A 15,123-nucleotide genomic window follows, 5' to 3' on the forward strand; every position below is an offset into this window, starting at 1 on the left:
CTGTGTCATTGCCTGCCGACCACACGGGCCGGACAGGACTTTTCAAAGGAACCTCGATCCACCGAAGTGGACGGGGTTGTCAATCTGGCGTTGACTTTTGGCACGCTGTTGAGTTCTCAAGGAACGGCCGCTTCCTTCGTACTCACCCTCACGGGCTTTCCTCCGGGCGCTTCCCTTCGGTATTTCGTGTTCCGACTCTATCAGACTCTTTCGCGTCCGATTCCCCGTCGAATTGGGGTTTGTCTTCCCGGCTGTTGGGCCGTTCCGACGTCCCGAACTCTAGCGGATTTCCCCGGCCGATTCATAATCGAGTCTTCCGGTCCGACCGGAAATGGAATTCGGCATGCCGAAATTCATCCCGGGCGGGAGATCGTGCTGAGTTGGGTGCCGCAGAACCTGCGGCGGACGGTTGCCGCAGAACCGTTCCGGCTCCGTGGCAACTCGAAGGACCTTACGGGCCCGCACTGGCCGCGTCAACTCGAGCGTCAACCCCGCGCGGTCCAGGGGCTGTAGCGTTCCTCCGTGACCTTGATCCTCGAATCCGACACCGCCGTCGCGCACGCCTGGTGGTGGCGCGCGGGCGACGGCCCCGCAGACCCCGCCGACCTGGCCCTGCTCAGCAAGGAGGAGCGGGATCGTGCCGCCCGGTTCGTGCACGCGGGGGCGGCGGCGGGCTTCGTGGCGGGGCGCGCGGCGAGCCGGCGGATCCTCTCGGAGCTGCTCGACGTACCGCCCACCGAGATAGGCCTCGGCCGCAGGCCGTGCCCGGGATGCGGTGATCCCCTGCACGGGCCGCCCGCCGTGCTGCACCCGAGCTCCCCGTGGTGGATCAGCATTTCGCACACCGAGGGCTGCGGGATGCTCGCCGTGGCCCGCGTGCCGGTGGGGGTGGATGTCGAGGTCGTACGGGAGTTCCCGATCGAGGAGCTCGCGCCGACCGCGCTGACCGAGTCGGAGCGCGGGGTCGTGCTCGGCGCGGAGGGGGATGCCCGCACCCGGGCCTTCCTGCGCTGCTGGACCCGTAAGGAAGCCGTGCTCAAGGCCGTCGGCGTCGGGATCACGACCGACCTCTCCCAAGTGGAGACCCGGCCGGAGCACGCCGGTCCGGCCGTCGTGGCGACCGGGGTGCCCGGGACTCCCGCGTCGTGGGCCGTGACGGACCTCGCGATACCCGCAGCCTGGGCGGCGGCCCTCGCCGTGCCCGCGGAACCGGGCGCCGCACTCCCCGAGGTCTGTCTCCACGAACACGCGTAGGCGCTGCTCCTCCCCCGGCGGGCGGCTTCACCGCCGGGCCGCGCAGCCTCAGGAGGCTCTCGCGCCCCAGGGGTGCGGGTGCTGAACTGTCCTGTTTTTTCAGGCGAGTTCGCCCAAACGGCAGGCCCTTCCTTGATAGGCGTTGAGTCGTGGAAAACGATCCGATGCCCATCGCCGTCCATGACTGACCTTCCGCTCCCACGAGCCGTGCCAGGCCGACCGTCCCGTACGTCACCCGTCCTGCCCCACGAGGAGAGCACCATGACCCTGGAGACACTGCCGACCAGCGAGAAAGCCGGCCCGGAGGCCGCGATCGCGGAGCTCAGAAGCTCCATCGACGTGCTCGACGCCGAGATCCTGGTCCTTCTGGAGCGCCGCCGCACACTGTCCGAGGCCGTCCAGCGGGTCCGGCTCACGGCGGGCGGGCGCCGTACCGAGTTCAGCCGCGAGAACGTGATCATCAACCGGTACGCCGACCGGTTCGGGCGGCCCGGGAGCGCCATCGCGATGAAGATCCTGGAGATCTGCCGGGGCACCATCAAGGTGAGCCGGTAGCCGCGAACGGCCAGGGGCCGGGACGGACGCGTGTCCGTCCCGGCCCCCCTCGGGTGCTCGGTCCTACTTCTCGTTCAGCCGCAGCGAGATGCTGTTGATGCAGTACCGCTGGTCCGTCGGGGTCGGGTAGCCCTCGCCCTCGAAGACATGGCCCAGGTGCGAGCCGCAGCGGGCGCAGCGGACCTCGGTGCGCACCATGCCGTGGGTGCGGTCCTCGATGAGTTCGACTGCCTCGCTGTCCTTCGGGTCGAAGAAGCTCGGCCAGCCGCAGTGCGACTCGAACTTCTCGCCGGAGGTGAAGAGCTCGGCGCCGCAGGCGCGGCAGGAGTACACGCCCTCCGTCTTGGTGTCCGTGTACTCACCGACGAAGGCGGGCTCCGTGCCCGCCCGGCGCAGCACCTGGTACTCGGCGGGGGTCAGCTCCGCGCGCCACTGCTCGTCCGGCTTCTCGACGTCGTACGCCATGGGGTGCTCCTCGGTCGGATCAGTTCGACAGGCGGGCCAGGATGGCCGGGCCGAGGTCCGTCACGTCGCCCGCGCCCATGGTGAGAACGAGATCGCCGGGGGCTGCCATTCCCGCGATGACGTCCGGCACGGAGGACTGGTCGTGCACGGCGGTCACCGTGGCGCCCGCGGCCTTGGCCGCGTCGATGATCAGGGCGCTGGTGACGCCGGGGACCGGGTCCTCGCGGGCCGGGTAGATGTCGAGGACTACGGAGAGGTCGGCGAGCGCCAGGGCCTCGCCCATCTCCTTGCCGAGCTCCTGGGTGCGGGAGAACAGGTGCGGCTGGAAGACCACCAGGAGACGGGAGTCCGCGGCCGCTCCCCGCATGGCCTCCAGGTCCGCGGTCATCTCGGTGGGGTGGTGCGCGTAGGAGTCGATGACCTGGACGCCCTTGGCCTCGCCCTTGAGCTGGAGGCGGCGCTTGACTCCGGTGTACTTGCCGAGCGCCGAGGCGAGGTTGTGCGCCGGGATGCCGAGCGCGACGCCGGCGGCGAGCGCGGCCACCGCGTTGTGGGCGTAGTGGCGGCCGGGGACCGAGACCGTGAAGGTCAGGAACTTGCCGTTCAGGAGGACGGTCACCTCGGAGGCGAGGCCGCGCGCGGTGACCTTGTGGACGCGTACGTCCGCCGTCTCCGACTCCCCGTACGTGACGACGTTGAGCGAGGACAGGTCGCGGACCCGCTGGGTGAGCTCGACCGCGCCGGGCTGGTCGGCGGCGATCACCAGGGTGCCGCCGGGCCTGACCTTGCCGACGAAGGTCTCGAAGGACTCGTAGATCTCGTCCATCGAGGCGTAGTTGGCGTGGTGGTCCAGCTCGACGTTGAGGACGATGGCGACCTCGGGGTCGTACTTCTGGAAGCTGCGGTCGCTCTCGTCGGCCTCGGCCACGAAGATGTCGCCCTCGCCGTGGCGGGCGTTGGTGCCGGGGCCTTCGAGGTCGCCGCCGATGGCGTACGAGGGGTCGAGGCCCAGCTCGGTCAGGGCGACGGCCAGCATCGAGGTGGTGGTCGTCTTGCCGTGGGTGCCCGCCACGGCGATCGCGCGCAGGCCGTTCATCAGCGAGGCGAGCGCGTCCGAGCGGTGTACGACGGGCACGGACAGCTCGGCGGCGCGGGCCAGCTCGGGGTTGTCGGCGCGGATCGCGCTGGAGACGACCACGCAGGTGGCGTCGTCGGCGAGGTGACCGGCCGCGTGGCCGATGTGCACGGTGGCGCCGAGCGCGCGCAGCGCCTCGGCGGTGGCGGACTCCTTCGCGTCGCTGCCCGCGACCTCGGCTCCGCGCTGGGCCAGGATCTTCGCGATGCCCGACATGCCGGCACCGCCGATGCCGATGAAGTGCGGCCGTTCCATGGCGGTGGGAATGGCGGATGCCATGCGGTTCTCTCCCCGGGTGCGACGTACAGAAGGAGCCCCCACCCTAATTCCTGCGGGGGCTCCGGCCGCGACACGGCTCCGGATGACGGGGCGGGGCTACTCGCTGTGGGCGAAGAGCTTCAGGACGGGGACGCCCACCTTGTGGCGGGCGCGCGAGGCCCAGTCCCGGTGGAAGAACTCCTCGACGTAGTGCGGGGCGGTCAGGACGATGACCTCGTCGGCCCGCACCTCGTCGACGACGCCCTTGAGCTTGTCGAGGGGGTGCTCGTCGACGAGATGTCCCACCGCCTTGCTGCCGGCGTCCCGCAGCGACTGCACGGAGTGCTGGAGAGCCAGTTCGGCGGGGCCGTGGGCGGCCTGGCCCTCGGGCTCCTCGCCCTCGTGGACGGCTTCGTCGAGTTCGCCGAGCGCCACGTCGTCGATCGCCCGCAGCAGGCGGTCCTGGTCGCCCCTGGGCTGCATGAGCACGACGAAGGAAACCGGCTCGTCCCCGTGCAGGGTGGTGACGAATTCCACGTCGACGGAGGTCAGGGGCTTCTCGATCATCAATACGCTCGTGAACACCACAGGCGCCCTTCTGTTCTCTCCATGGCCGCCGCCACGCCGAAGTGGCGGGTACGGCCCCTGCGGAAACCATCCTTCCCCGTGCCCGCACGGGGTCTGCGTGAGTAAGTGTGCCCAGCGTGAGCTAACCGGAACGGCAAATTCCGCCGATTGTCACATCCGGCGGTAACGGGTGAACAGGAAGCCGTCGTCCTCCAGTACGGACGTCGGCGCGAACCGCTGGGGGATCCGCACGGCGGGCCCTCCGGCGATGCGCTGCGCGGCGCCCGCGGTCAGCGTCGGCGACACCGTCAGGCACAGCTCGTCGAGGATCTCGGCCGCCACGAACTGGCCGAGCAGCCGCGGGCCGCCCTCGGTCAGCAGCCGCACCAGGCCCCGGTCGGCCAGCGCCCGCAGGGCCCACGCGGGCTCGATCCCGGGGCCGTCGCCCGCGACGACCACCTTCGCGCCGGCCCGCTCGGCCTCGCGGACCCGGTCGGGGTCGGCGGCCGCCCCGGTGAGGATCAGGGTGGGCACCAGCGGCGAGGTGAACAGGGGCATCGAGAAGTCGAAGTCCAGGCTGGCGCTCACGACGGCGATCACCGGGACCGGGCCCTGCCCGGCCGCCTTGCGGCGCTCGGCGAACTCGGCCCGTGCCCTGGCCGGCCGGTACCCCTCCAGGCGTACCGTTTCCGCACCCACCACGACCGCGTCCGCCAGCGCCCGCAGGGTGCCGAAGATCCGCATGTCGGTCTCCGAGGACAGCGGCTGCGAGCGGCCGTCGTGCTGGCCCGCGCCGTCGAGCGAGGACACCATGTTGGCCCGCAGCCAGGGGCCGTCCGTACGGGGATAGGCGTAGGCATCGGCCAGCCGGTCGAGCGACCACTCCGCGTCGGCGGCGGGAGCGGCCGACGCGGCGACCCTGTCGGCGTCGGCGTCCAGGGCGCCTGCGGCATCCGGTGTCTGGTCGGTCACAGGGAACAGTTGTCGCATGCCGTGCAGTCTGGCACGACCCTTACAGTGGGGAACTGTGTCGACCAGCCCCATAACCCAAGCGGCCCCGGTGTCGCTCTGCGCCCGCGCGCCGCATGTCCCCGCCGACCGTCTGGTCGCCGAGATGGTGCCGCCGCCGCGGTTCGACTCGGTCCGCTTCGAGACGTACGTACCGGACCCGAACCAGCCCAGCCAGGCCGAGGCGGTCACCGTGCTCTCCTCGTTCGCGGCGGGGCTCGGCGGGGCGCACGCCGTGGGGGCGAAGCGCCGGTGGTTCGCGAAGAAGCCGGCCGCCGCCACCGGGCCGCGCGGGGTGTACCTGGACGGCGGGTACGGCGTCGGCAAGACCCACCTGCTCGCCTCGCTGTGGCACGCCACCCCGGCCGAGCCCGCGCTCAAGGCCTTCGGGACCTTCGTCGAGCTGACGAACCTGGTCGGCGCGCTCGGATTCCAGCAGACCGTGCAGACCCTGAGCGGCCACCGGCTGCTGTGCATCGACGAGTTCGAGCTGGACGACCCGGGTGACACCGTGCTGGTGTCCTCGCTGCTCGGCAAGCTGGTCGAGCAGGGCGTGGCGCTCGCCGCCACCTCCAACACGCTGCCCGGCAAGCTCGGCGAGGGCCGGTTCGCGGCCGCCGACTTCCTGCGCGAGATCCAGGGCCTTTCGGCGCACTTCCGGCCGCTCAGGATCGACGGCGAGGACTACCGCCACCGCGGTCTGCCCGAGGCCCCGGCCCCGTTCTCCGATGAGCAGGTCACCCGGGCCGCGTACGCCACCGAGGGTGCGGCCCTCGACGACTTCCCGCAGCTCCTCGACCACCTCTCGCGCGTCCACCCCAGCCGGTACGGGGCCCTGACGGACGGCGTGCGCGCGGTCTGCCTGACCGATGTGCGGCCGGTGCCCGACCAGTCGACCGCGCTGCGGCTCGTGGTGCTCGCCGACCGCCTCTACGACCGCGAGGTGCCGGTGCTCGCCTCGGGCCTGCCCTTCGACCGGCTGTTCAGTGACGAGATGCTGAACGGCGGCTACCGCAAGAAGTACTTCCGGGCGATCTCCCGGCTGACCGCGCTCGCCCGCGACGCGAAGGGCCTTGTCGCGCAGTAGGTTTGGGGCCGAGGGGGCCGAAGCTGCATCCGTCCGTGGCTCCCTCGGCCACAGAAGGGAATCACCATGGCCACCACGCGCACGGCGCACACGGTCTGGGAAGGCGAGCTCATCAAGGGCTCCGGCACCGTCACGTTCGACTCCTCGGGCATCGCGTCCCAGGCGGTCTCCTGGCCGTCCCGCGCCGAGCAGGCCAACGGCAAGACCAGCCCGGAGGAGCTCATCGCGGGCGCCCACTCCAGCTGCTTCTCGATGGCCCTCTCGCACGGCCTGACCGGCGCGGGCACCCCGCCCACCCGCCTGGAGACCAAGGCCGACGTCACCTTCCAGCCCGGCGAGGGCATCACCGGCATCCACCTCACGGTGCGCGGCGAGGTGCCGGGCCTGGACGAGCAGGGCTTCCAGGCCGCCGCCGAGGACGCCAAGAAGAACTGCCCGGTGAGCCAGGCCCTTTCGGGGACCACCATCACGCTCACCGCCGAGCTCGCCTGAGGCTCGCGCCAGCGGTAGCGCCGGGCGCCGTTCCATCGCACGATCGAGGGAACGTACCGGCGGCCGGAAGGGGTGCGCAGTGGCCGGGAAGGGCAGGAAGAACGAGCCCGGACAGGACCTCCGCGCGCTGCTGCGCATCCCCGAGGGCACCCGCCCCGACCTCGCCTCGTACGCCGGGGACCCCCTGCCCGCCGGGCCGCGGGACAAGGCCGCGGGTCTCAGGGAAACCGCCCGGATGGGTGAACGGCTCGCCGGTCTCCAGGAGCGCCTGTACGCGGCGAGCACGGCGGGCGACAGGCGGCGGATCCTGCTGGTGCTCCAGGGCATGGACACCAGTGGCAAGGGCGGCACCGTCAAGCACGTGATCGGCCTGTTCAACCCCTCCGGCTGCCGCATCAAGGCGTTCAAGGAGCCGACCCGCGAAGAGCTGGCTCACCCCTTCCTGTGGCGCGTCGCCCAGGCCCTGCCGCTGCCCGGCGAGATCGGCATCTTCGACCGCTCGCACTACGAGGACGTCCTGATCGCCCGCGTCCGCGCGCTGGTCCCGCGCCCCCAACTGGCGCGCCGCTACGAGGAGATCAACCACTTCGAGCGGTCTCTGGTGGACGACGGCGTGAGCGTCGTGAAGGTGTTCCTGCACATCGGTTACGAGCAGCAGCGCCGCCGTCTGCTGGCGCGCCTCGACAACCCGGACAAGCACTGGAAGTTCAGCCCCGGGGACATCGACGAGCGGGCGCTGTGGCCCGCGTATCAGAAGGCGTACGAGATCGCCCTTGAGCGGTGCTCCACCGCAGCCGCCCCCTGGTACCTCGTGCCGGCCGACCGCAAGTGGTACCGCGACTGGGCGGTCGGCAGGCTGCTCCTGGAGCATCTCGAAGCGCTCGACCCGCGGTACCCGCCGGGCGGCTTCGACGTGGCGGAGTGCAGGCGGCGCCTGCTGGCGGAGGGGTGACCCCGGGGCGGCTCACGCCGAGTGGCTCAGCAGGCCCGAGAGGTCCACGCTGGCCGCGGCGGACGGGGTGGCGGACGGAACCGGCTGGTCGAACCCGTCGAAGCGGACGGTCGCGTCCGGGGCCGCGCCGGTCCTGGCGACGGTGATCCGCACCGGGTAGGGCTTGCCGGTCGCCGCCACGTCGAGGGTGTGGACGCGGCCCTGCTCGGTGGCCGAGACGGGGATGACGGCGGTGCCGTCGACCGTGGTCGGTCTGCCTTTCGTGAGCCCGGTGGTGGGCATCGCGGCGGAGGTGTCGAGGTACTTCTGGAAGGTGTCGAGATCGCACACGGCGGTCGTGTTCCGCAGCACCGGATCGCTGGTGGTGCCCTTGAGGTACCGGTCGCCGACGAGCGAGGCGAGCGCGCTGCCGCCGCCGGGCACCTCGTTCTTCCAGAACGCGGCGTCCGGCTTCATCCAGATGTCGGCGCCGCGCTTCACGATCTCGACCGAGCCCTGCGGGCCGAGGCTCACCGAGCCCCGGCAGTTCCCGGACCGGTCGAGCGTCAGGTCGAAGGAGGTCGAGCTGCCCGGTGTGCCGAGCTCGCCCTTGGCCGTCACATGCAGCGAGTGCGCGCCGAGCAGGGCCTCGTGGGAGCGCTGGGAGATCTGCTCGGCGGTGAGGGAGCCGGTGTCGTCCGCGTGCGCGGTGGCCGCGCCCGCGAGCGAGAGCACCACGGCGGCCGAGCAGAGTGCCGCCGAGCCCGCGGCTGTACGGGATCCGGCCACGTCGCCTCCCTGGGCCGTGAACCGCGCCCCGCCTGCGAAAGGGCCGTTCGGGCGCGTGTTCCGTATGCAACGAGCGTAGTCCGCGGGGGCGCGTCGGGCGCGTTGCGGGGCTTGGGTCCCAGGGACCGCAGGGGCCGCGCGGTGACCCGGTTGTGCGGCATTGGCCGGAATCTCCGCGCCGACCAGTGCGCCGCTCACAAATCGGTCCATACGATCGGTTAATTTCCGAAAGTGACCACTTCTGTACGCAAACTGCTCGCGGTTGCCCTGCTCGGTGCCTCACTCGCGGGTTGCGGCTCCGACCCGGCCCCCCGTCCGGCGGCGGCCAGTCCCTCCTCGGCGCCCTCGGGCGCGGCCGCGCCGTCCTTGGCCGGGGCCCCCGCGACCCTGGCCCCCGGCCCCGGCGGGCTCACCCCCGTCTTCGAGCGGGCGCCGAAGAATCCGCGGGGCGAGAAGGTCGTGGCGCTCACCTTCGACGCCGACATGACCGCCGACCAGGGCCCGCGCGCGGCGGGCGGCGAGCGCTTCGACAACCCCGCGCTCATCGCCGATCTGCGGCGGCTGAAGGTCCCGGCCACCGTCTTCATGACCGGGCGGTGGGCCGAGGAGTACCCGGCCGAGGCCCGGGACATCGGGGCCGACCCCAACTTCGAGATCGGCAACCACTCCTACAGCCACTACGCGTTCAAGTCCGACTGCTACGGGCTGCCCGTGGTGGAGAAGGACGCGATGCGGGCGGACGTCGAGAAGGCGACGGCCCAGTTCAAGAAGGCCGGAGTGCGCAACGCCGTCCCGTACTTCCGCTTCCCCGGCGGCTGCTACGACGACGAGGTGCTGCGCGCGCTCGCCCCGCTGCGGATGACCGCCGTCCAGTGGGACGTGGTGAGCGGGGACGCCTTCGCCAAGGACGCGAACGCGGTGGCCGACCAGGTGCTGGCCGGGGTCCAGCCGGGCTCCCTGGTCGTCATGCACTGCACCCGCAGCGCGGCACCGGTCACCGACGCGGCGCTCCAGCGCATCGTGCCGGAGCTGCGCAGGCGCGGCTACCGCTTCGTCAAGGTCTCGGACCTGATCCGCGGCGCGGCCCGGCACTGAGGGACCGGCGGCGGTCAGCCCGAACAGGCCGTGCGCTGGGCCTCCTGCCACTCGCAGACCGGGCAGAGCGTGCTGCCCCTGGTGGACTCCGGGTACTCGGTGGGCTCGCGGCACAGCACGCACTCGGCGAAGGGGCCGCCGTCCGCCGGGACGGGCACGGGGGCCACCCTGGCGGGGCCGCCGTCGCAGGAGGCCGTGTCGTCGTGCGGGGGCGTCTCGTCCATGCGGTCGAGCCTAATCGGATGCGGCGACGGGGGCCGCGGGCGGGCTCAGCGGCGGCGCGGGCTGAGGGCGCAGACCCCGGCCGCGACCACCACCGCGAGCACGAGCGCCGCGGCCAGCGGCAGCACCGCCGGGTGGACGGCGCCGGTGCGCGAGCCCGCGACGAGCGCGTGGACGGCGTACTGCGCGGGTGAGGGCGCGAGGACCAGGGCGAACAGCGCGGCCAGCGCGGTGAGCGCGAGGGACCAGCCGCGGCCGTGCAGCACCGGACGGCTGCCCAGCGCGCCGACCGCGGCGCCGGTCAGCACGCAGACCCCGGCGGCCACGAGCCCCGCCAGGGCCGCGGACCCCAGCGGCACCGCGACCTTGTGGTCACCGCTCATGGGGGCACTCACCGCGGCGACGTACGCCGTGCCGACGAGGCCGAGCAGGGCGGCGCAGCCCGTCGCGGACAGCAGGGCCGAGAGGTGGACCCGCGCCGGACCGGTCGCCGCCGCCGCGCAGACCCGGGCGGCCTCCGGCTCCTGGGTGACGCAGATCCGCACGAGCCAGGCCGCCACCGGCAGCAGTCCGGCGGCGGCGTACCCCATTGAGTCGAGCACCGGCTCGCCCGGCTGCACGCCGATGCCCATGAGGGCGGCGTACCCGAGGACCGGGCCCAGCCAGCGCTGGGAGCGCAGCAGCAGCGCGCTCTGGTAGCGCACGAGCGGAATCACGGGCCGCGTACTCCTTCGATGTGCCAGGGCGGGCGGGCGGCGAGCAGGGCGCGCAGCAGGTCGTCCGACCGGGCGGCCGCGACCCGGAGGGTGCGGGAGCCGCCGGAACCAGCCAACTCCTGTGGGCAGCCAGGCAGTTGGGGCGGAAGCGGAGTGTCCTCGGCTCCCGTCACGTCGATGAGGACGAAACCGGGGAGCGGTGCCGTCCTCGGCGCGGGCAGCGGCTCGGGGGCCACGGGCTTCAGGGTCGCGCCGGTCACCGCGTACCGCGCGTGTTCGCGGTCGGCGAGCCGCTTCGGGTCGTGGTCGACGAAGACGACGGTGGCGCCCGCCATCACCCGCTCGTGCACCGCGCGGTCCAGCTCGGCGCGGGCGCGGGTGTCCAGGCCGGTCCACGCCTCGTCCAGGACGAGGAGCTCGGGGTCGGCGAGCAACGCCTGGGCGACGGCGACCTTCTGGCTGGTGCCCTTGGAGAGCTCGGCGAGCGGGGTGCCCGCGTGCGCGGCCGCGCCGAACCGTTCCAGCCACCCTCCCGCCCGCTCCTTCGCCGTCCGGCGCGGCAGGCCGTGGATGCGGCCGAGGTGCGTCAGATACCCGGCCGCGGTGAAGGGCAGGGCCGCGGGGAAGCGTTCGGGGACGTAGGCGGTGCGGGGGCGGCCGGTGACGCGGCCCTCGGTCGGCGCGTCGATACCGGCGAGGAGCCTCAACAGGGTTGACTTCCCTGTGCCGTTGACGCCCTCGACCCGGAGCAGGGTCCCCTCGGCCAGGTCCAGGTCGATGCCGCGCAGGACCCAGGGGCCGCCGAGACAGTACCGGCGGCCCACTCCCCGCAGGGCGCGTGCGGTGCTCAGTGCTGCTGCGCCTTCTGCGGCGTCGCCTCGCTCGGGCGGACTATGACGTAGCCCTCGCCCTGGAGCATGAGCTGGACGGCCTCGCCGGAGCCGCCGCGCAGCATCGAGCCGATGGACTGCGAGCGGTGCAGGGAGGTCTGGAGGTTCGCGCTCCAGCCGACCACCGCGTCGGTGTCGACGTACACCGGCAGTTGGGGGGAGACCGGGATGACCAGCGGGTTGCCCTCGCAGACCAGGCCGAGCCGGCCGTAGCCGGTGAACACGCTGTTGAACAGGCCGCCGCCGGCGATGCCGGAGCCCTTGACCGTCTTGATCTCGTAGCTGAGCGTGGCGTCGAAGCACAGCACGTTGCGGCCGTTGATGGTGAGGGCGTCACCCTGCTCGATGTCGACGATGAAGCAGTTCTGCGCCTCGTGCGCGAACCAGGCCTCGCCCTGCCCGCTGACCGACATCAGGGGCAGCCCCTCGCCGGTCACCGCGCGCTTGAGCATGCCGCCGATGCCCTGGCCCCGCCGCTCGAACTGGAGGGTGCCGCGGTAGGCGATCATCGCTCCCTGGCGCGCGAGCATCTCGCCGTTGACGGCGTACTTGATCGACTTGGCGTTCTCCAGCGTCATTCCGGCGGCGGTCGCCGGCTGGGCCATGTTCTCGATGGCAAAAAGGTCGCTCTTCATGGGCGCATCCTGTCCCGGAACAATTCATTCCGCCAAGAATCACCAATTCGGCGGCTGGCAGACTGGGGGCGTGAGCACCCAGGACACCCTTTCCGACAGCCCCTTTCACGACGAGTCGCCGCGCGACGAGGAGCGGCAGTACGTGCTGCCGCTCGTCGTGCACATCGAGAAGGCCGAGCCCCCGGCGCGCACCGACGCCCTGGAGACGGCGGCCCGCGCGGTGCTGGTGATGCTCTCCGACGAGCGGTCGCGGGGCGAGGGCGAGTGGGCCGCGGTGGTACGCGCCTGGCAGGACGCGCGGATCCGCAAGGTGGTGCGGCGGGCCCGCGGCGCCGAGTGGCGCAAGGCCTCCGCGCTCCCCGGCATCACGGTGACGGGGAAGGCCGCGGAGGTACGCGTCTTCCCGCCGGTGCCGCTGGACGGCTGGCCCAAGGAACTGGCCAAGCTCCAGGTCTCGGGCACCGATCTGGACGACCCGGCCGAGCCGGGCGCGCCCGATCCGCTGGCGCCGGTGCTCTGGCTCAACCCGGACCTCGACATGTCGGCGGGCAAGGCCATGGCGCAGGCGGGCCACGGCGCCCAACTCGCCTGGTGGGAGTTGTCGGACGCGGACCGCGAGGCCTGGCGCGAGGCGGACTTCGCCCTGTCGGTCCGCACCGCGGACCCGGCCGTGTGGCGCGAACTGACGCTCAGCGGGCTCCCGGTGGTCCGCGACGCGGGCTTCACCGAGATCGCCCCCGGCTCGTGCACGGTGGTCGCGGACCACCCGGCGCTGCGCACGGGGTGAGCCCGGGCGGCTCACCGTTCGCGGAGCCCGGCGAACCAGCGCACGATCCGCGTCGTGGCCGCGACATTGGACCCCAGGTGGCGGGATCCGTGGTGGTCGACCGGTCCGAGATCGACGACCGGTACGTCCACACCGCTCGCCCGCAGCGCCTTCCGGCATCCGGCGGTGTTGTCGGTGACGGCCTGCTCGTCCCCGGTCGCCATGTAGAGCCTGGTCGGCGCGTGCGGAGCCCAGTCGCGGCAGACGGCGTCGGTGGCGCGCAGGGCCGCCGCGAGGGGGCCCGCCGGGTGCGCGAGCAGCTCCCGGCCGTGCGCGGTCAGCAGTTCGCCGAGCGTGTCCGGCGTGCCCCGCATCAGCTGCTCGCCGGTGTGCGCGCCGTCGAAGAGCGCTTCGACGCTCTGGTCGTACGGGGCCCGGAAGACCTCGCCGGGCCGGTCGTAGACGGGCTGGAGCCGGTTGAAGGCCACCAGGGTGTAAGCGGCGTACACGACACCGGACTTGGGGTCGAGGCGCCCCGCGAGCAGGGCGGGCAGCTCGGTGCCGCCGAAGTCGTAGGCACCGCTGACCGGTGCGAGGGCGCCCAGCCGGAACCAGTGGTCCTCGCCCGCCTGCAAGGCCCGCCCCAGTCCCAGGGCCGCCGACGCGCCCTGCGAGAACCCGGTGACCTGGACGGTGCGCTCCAGTGCGTGCCCGGTGCGCGGCACGAAGGCGCGGGCGGCCCGCAGCAGGTCCAGGGACGCCGTGGTCTCGGACGGAACGTCCATCCAGGGGTGCGGGCCGGGGCCCGTGCCCATCCCCAGATAGTCGGGTGCGACCGTCGCGGCCCCCGCCGCCGCGTGCGCGACGACCGGCGCGGACAGGAACGTGCCCGGGCCGCTCATGGACGGGGAGTCGTTCCTGTGCACACCGGTGCCGTGCGCGAAGGAGACCGTCCGCAGCCGCCGTTCGCCGTCGAGCGGCAGCACAAGCAGTCCGCTGGCGAGGGTGGGCCGCCCGTGCGGATCGACCGTCCAGTACACGAGGCGGTACCCGGCCACGCCGTGCCGGGCGACAGCGCCGTCGAAGCCGGCGCGGCCCAGCTCGGCGGCGACCGCCTGCGCCGAGGCCAGCGTGTACAGCTTCTCGGCGGAGACCAACTCACCCCGGGCACCCTCCTCGTGCCCGGTCCGGGCCGGGGCGGCGACGGCGCCGGTCACGGCGGGCCCGCCGAGCAGCAGACCGCAGCACAGCAGTGACGCCCCCGCCCCGAGAACGGCCCGGCAGCGGCGGGCGGTGCGCGATGACGACGGGGGCGGCGAGGGCATACGGGTTCTCACGACTTCCTCCAAGTGGCCCTGTAGTACGGCCTGTTCAGACTCGCGTCCCGGCACTCCCGACACACTGGTGCAGTCCCCCGGGCCTTCTGTGGGGGCACCCCCTCCTCATCCGCCGCGCGCGGTCACGGCCGCGAGGCGTCGGTGCCCGGAGGCACCGCCGATCCGCCCTTCCCCGGCTGAACGCACCACCCGCCCCTTACGTACCTTCCGATACCGCCGAGCAGCGATCACGCTCTCAACCGGCCGCCCCGGGAGGCATCTTGTCGCGTGGAATAGTCCGCTCCAGCCGTTCCGTCCTGCGCCGCGTCAACGGCACGGGCCTGCTCATCGCGGTGCTCGTGGCCACGCTCGGCGCGCTCTCCTTTCCCGTCTGGTCGTACGCCGACCGGGCGGGCACCCCGCAGGCCAACCTCGACGCCGCCTCCACGCCCACCCCCTGGGGCCCGCTGTCCGCGACGGACCGGGACTTCGTCACCAAGGTGCGGCTCGCCGGGCTGTGGGAGGGCGCGGCCGGACTTCAGGCCCAGCAGCGGGCGCCCAGCGTGGCGATCAAGGCGGCCGGGGACCATCTCGTCATGGGCCACGCCGCACTGGACCAGCACGATCGTGACGTCGCCGGGAAGCTCGGCATCGAGCTGCCCAGCCAGCCCAGCCCCCAGCAGCAGGGCTGGCTGCGTCAGCTCACGGCGGACACCGGCACCGCCTACGAGCGGGACTTCGCCAACCTCCTGCGCGCCGCGCACGGCAAGGTGTTCGCACTGGTCGCCCAGGTCCGCGCGACCACCAGGAACTCGCTGGTGCGCGGGCTTGCCGACGACGCGAACACGACCGTCCTGGACCACATGACGATGCTGGAGGCGACGGGCCTGGTGGACTTCGACGCGCTGGCCGTCCCCAGCTGACCGCGCGACCGGCAACCTC

General features: G+C 72.6%; 18 protein-coding genes. 8 read left to right on the forward strand and 10 right to left on the reverse strand.

The annotated features are described in order from the left end of the window. Positions 1-522: 522 nt before the first annotated feature. Both DT019_RS28645 and DT019_RS28650 read left to right on the forward strand, forming a co-directional pair. Complete coding sequence (locus DT019_RS28645; RefSeq protein WP_223279817.1) at positions 523-1,254, forward strand: 4'-phosphopantetheinyl transferase family protein; 732 nt, start codon at positions 523-525, stop codon at positions 1,252-1,254. A 261-nt stretch (positions 1,255-1,515) separates the two neighbouring features. After that, entirely contained in the window at positions 1,516-1,809 is a 294-nt protein-coding gene (locus tag DT019_RS28650) for a chorismate mutase (protein WP_114039843.1), read from the forward strand. Positions 1,810-1,872: 63 nt separating this feature from the next. On the opposite strand, the gene msrB is transcribed toward DT019_RS28650, so the two are convergent. From msrB to DT019_RS28670, 4 genes are all read right to left on the reverse strand, one after another. Then, positions 1,873-2,274 (reverse strand): peptide-methionine (R)-S-oxide reductase MsrB, encoded by a 402-nt coding sequence (msrB, locus tag DT019_RS28655; RefSeq protein WP_114039844.1) that lies wholly within the window; start codon positions 2,272-2,274, stop codon positions 1,873-1,875. Between the two features lie 19 nt (positions 2,275-2,293). After that, complete coding sequence (murC, locus tag DT019_RS28660) at positions 2,294-3,688, reverse strand: UDP-N-acetylmuramate--L-alanine ligase (protein ID WP_114039845.1); 1,395 nt, start codon at positions 3,686-3,688, stop codon at positions 2,294-2,296. Positions 3,689-3,784: 96 nt separating this feature from the next. Further along, the gene (locus tag DT019_RS28665) at positions 3,785-4,234 is read right to left on the reverse strand and encodes an indole-3-glycerol phosphate synthase (RefSeq protein WP_114039846.1); all 450 of its coding nucleotides are present in this window, start codon (positions 4,232-4,234) and stop codon (positions 3,785-3,787) included. Positions 4,235-4,405: 171 nt separating this feature from the next. Next, positions 4,406-5,224, reverse strand: coding sequence for a pyrimidine reductase family protein (locus tag DT019_RS28670; RefSeq protein WP_189390018.1), 819 nt, complete (start codon positions 5,222-5,224; stop codon positions 4,406-4,408). On the opposite strand from DT019_RS28670, the gene zapE reads away from it, so the two are divergent. From zapE to DT019_RS28685, 3 genes are all read left to right on the forward strand, one after another. Then, the gene (gene zapE, locus DT019_RS28675; protein WP_114039848.1) at positions 5,223-6,329 is read left to right on the forward strand and encodes a cell division protein ZapE; all 1,107 of its coding nucleotides are present in this window, start codon (positions 5,223-5,225) and stop codon (positions 6,327-6,329) included. The two genes, DT019_RS28670 and zapE, sit on opposite strands and share 2 nt — an antisense overlap. A 66-nt stretch (positions 6,330-6,395) precedes the next feature. After that, positions 6,396-6,821 (forward strand): OsmC family protein, encoded by a 426-nt coding sequence (locus DT019_RS28680; RefSeq protein WP_114039849.1) that lies wholly within the window; start codon positions 6,396-6,398, stop codon positions 6,819-6,821. 79 nt (positions 6,822-6,900) lie between these two features. Next, positions 6,901-7,773, forward strand: a complete 873-nt coding sequence (locus DT019_RS28685; RefSeq protein ID WP_114039850.1) for a PPK2 family polyphosphate kinase — start codon at positions 6,901-6,903, stop codon at positions 7,771-7,773. Between the two features lie 12 nt (positions 7,774-7,785). Here DT019_RS28685 and DT019_RS28690 read toward each other — a convergent pair whose 3' ends face one another. Then, positions 7,786-8,541 carry a hypothetical protein gene (locus DT019_RS28690; RefSeq protein ID WP_114039851.1) on the reverse strand — a complete coding sequence of 252 codons (756 nt, stop codon included), beginning with the start codon at positions 8,539-8,541 and terminating at the stop codon, positions 7,786-7,788. A 231-nt stretch (positions 8,542-8,772) separates the two neighbouring features. Here DT019_RS28690 and DT019_RS28695 point away from each other — a divergent pair, with 231 nt between their 5' ends. Further along, on the forward strand, positions 8,773-9,636 hold the full coding sequence (locus DT019_RS28695) for a polysaccharide deacetylase family protein (protein WP_114039852.1): 864 nt from the start codon (positions 8,773-8,775) through the stop codon (positions 9,634-9,636). A 14-nt stretch (positions 9,637-9,650) separates the two neighbouring features. Here DT019_RS28695 and DT019_RS28700 read toward each other — a convergent pair whose 3' ends face one another. The 4 genes from DT019_RS28700 to DT019_RS28710 are packed head-to-tail and all read right to left on the reverse strand — an operon-like array spanning position 9,651 to position 12,099. Further along, positions 9,651-9,860 (reverse strand): hypothetical protein, encoded by a 210-nt coding sequence (locus tag DT019_RS28700; RefSeq protein WP_114039853.1) that lies wholly within the window; start codon positions 9,858-9,860, stop codon positions 9,651-9,653. 45 nt (positions 9,861-9,905) lie between these two features. Beyond that, entirely contained in the window at positions 9,906-10,574 is a 669-nt protein-coding gene (locus DT019_RS39820; RefSeq protein ID WP_189390021.1) for an ABC transporter, read from the reverse strand. Further along, entirely contained in the window at positions 10,571-11,407 is an 837-nt protein-coding gene (locus DT019_RS39825; RefSeq protein WP_411292747.1) for an ATP-binding cassette domain-containing protein, read from the reverse strand. Before DT019_RS39825 ends, DT019_RS39820 begins: the two co-directional genes overlap by 4 nt. Before the next feature lie 14 nt (positions 11,408-11,421). Continuing rightward, a complete protein-coding gene (locus tag DT019_RS28710) occupies positions 11,422-12,099 on the reverse strand; it encodes an AIM24 family protein (protein ID WP_114039854.1) in 678 nt (225 codons plus the stop codon). Positions 12,100-12,169: 70 nt separating this feature from the next. Here DT019_RS28710 and DT019_RS28715 point away from each other — a divergent pair, with 70 nt between their 5' ends. Next, complete coding sequence (locus DT019_RS28715; protein WP_223279819.1) at positions 12,170-12,886, forward strand: aminoacyl-tRNA hydrolase; 717 nt, start codon at positions 12,170-12,172, stop codon at positions 12,884-12,886. 11 nt (positions 12,887-12,897) lie between these two features. On the opposite strand, the gene DT019_RS28720 is transcribed toward DT019_RS28715, so the two are convergent. Next, positions 12,898-14,202 carry a lipase gene (locus DT019_RS28720; RefSeq protein WP_223279820.1) on the reverse strand — a complete coding sequence of 435 codons (1,305 nt, stop codon included), beginning with the start codon at positions 14,200-14,202 and terminating at the stop codon, positions 12,898-12,900. Positions 14,203-14,498: 296 nt separating this feature from the next. Between DT019_RS28720 and DT019_RS39830 the strand changes: the two genes are divergently transcribed. Beyond that, complete coding sequence (locus DT019_RS39830; RefSeq protein WP_189390030.1) at positions 14,499-15,104, forward strand: DUF4142 domain-containing protein; 606 nt, start codon at positions 14,499-14,501, stop codon at positions 15,102-15,104. Positions 15,105-15,123 lie beyond the last annotated feature (19 nt).

The sequence above is a fragment of the Streptomyces sp. SDr-06 genome, from assembly GCF_003324565.1.
Lineage (GTDB): Bacteria > Actinomycetota > Actinomycetes > Streptomycetales > Streptomycetaceae > Streptomyces.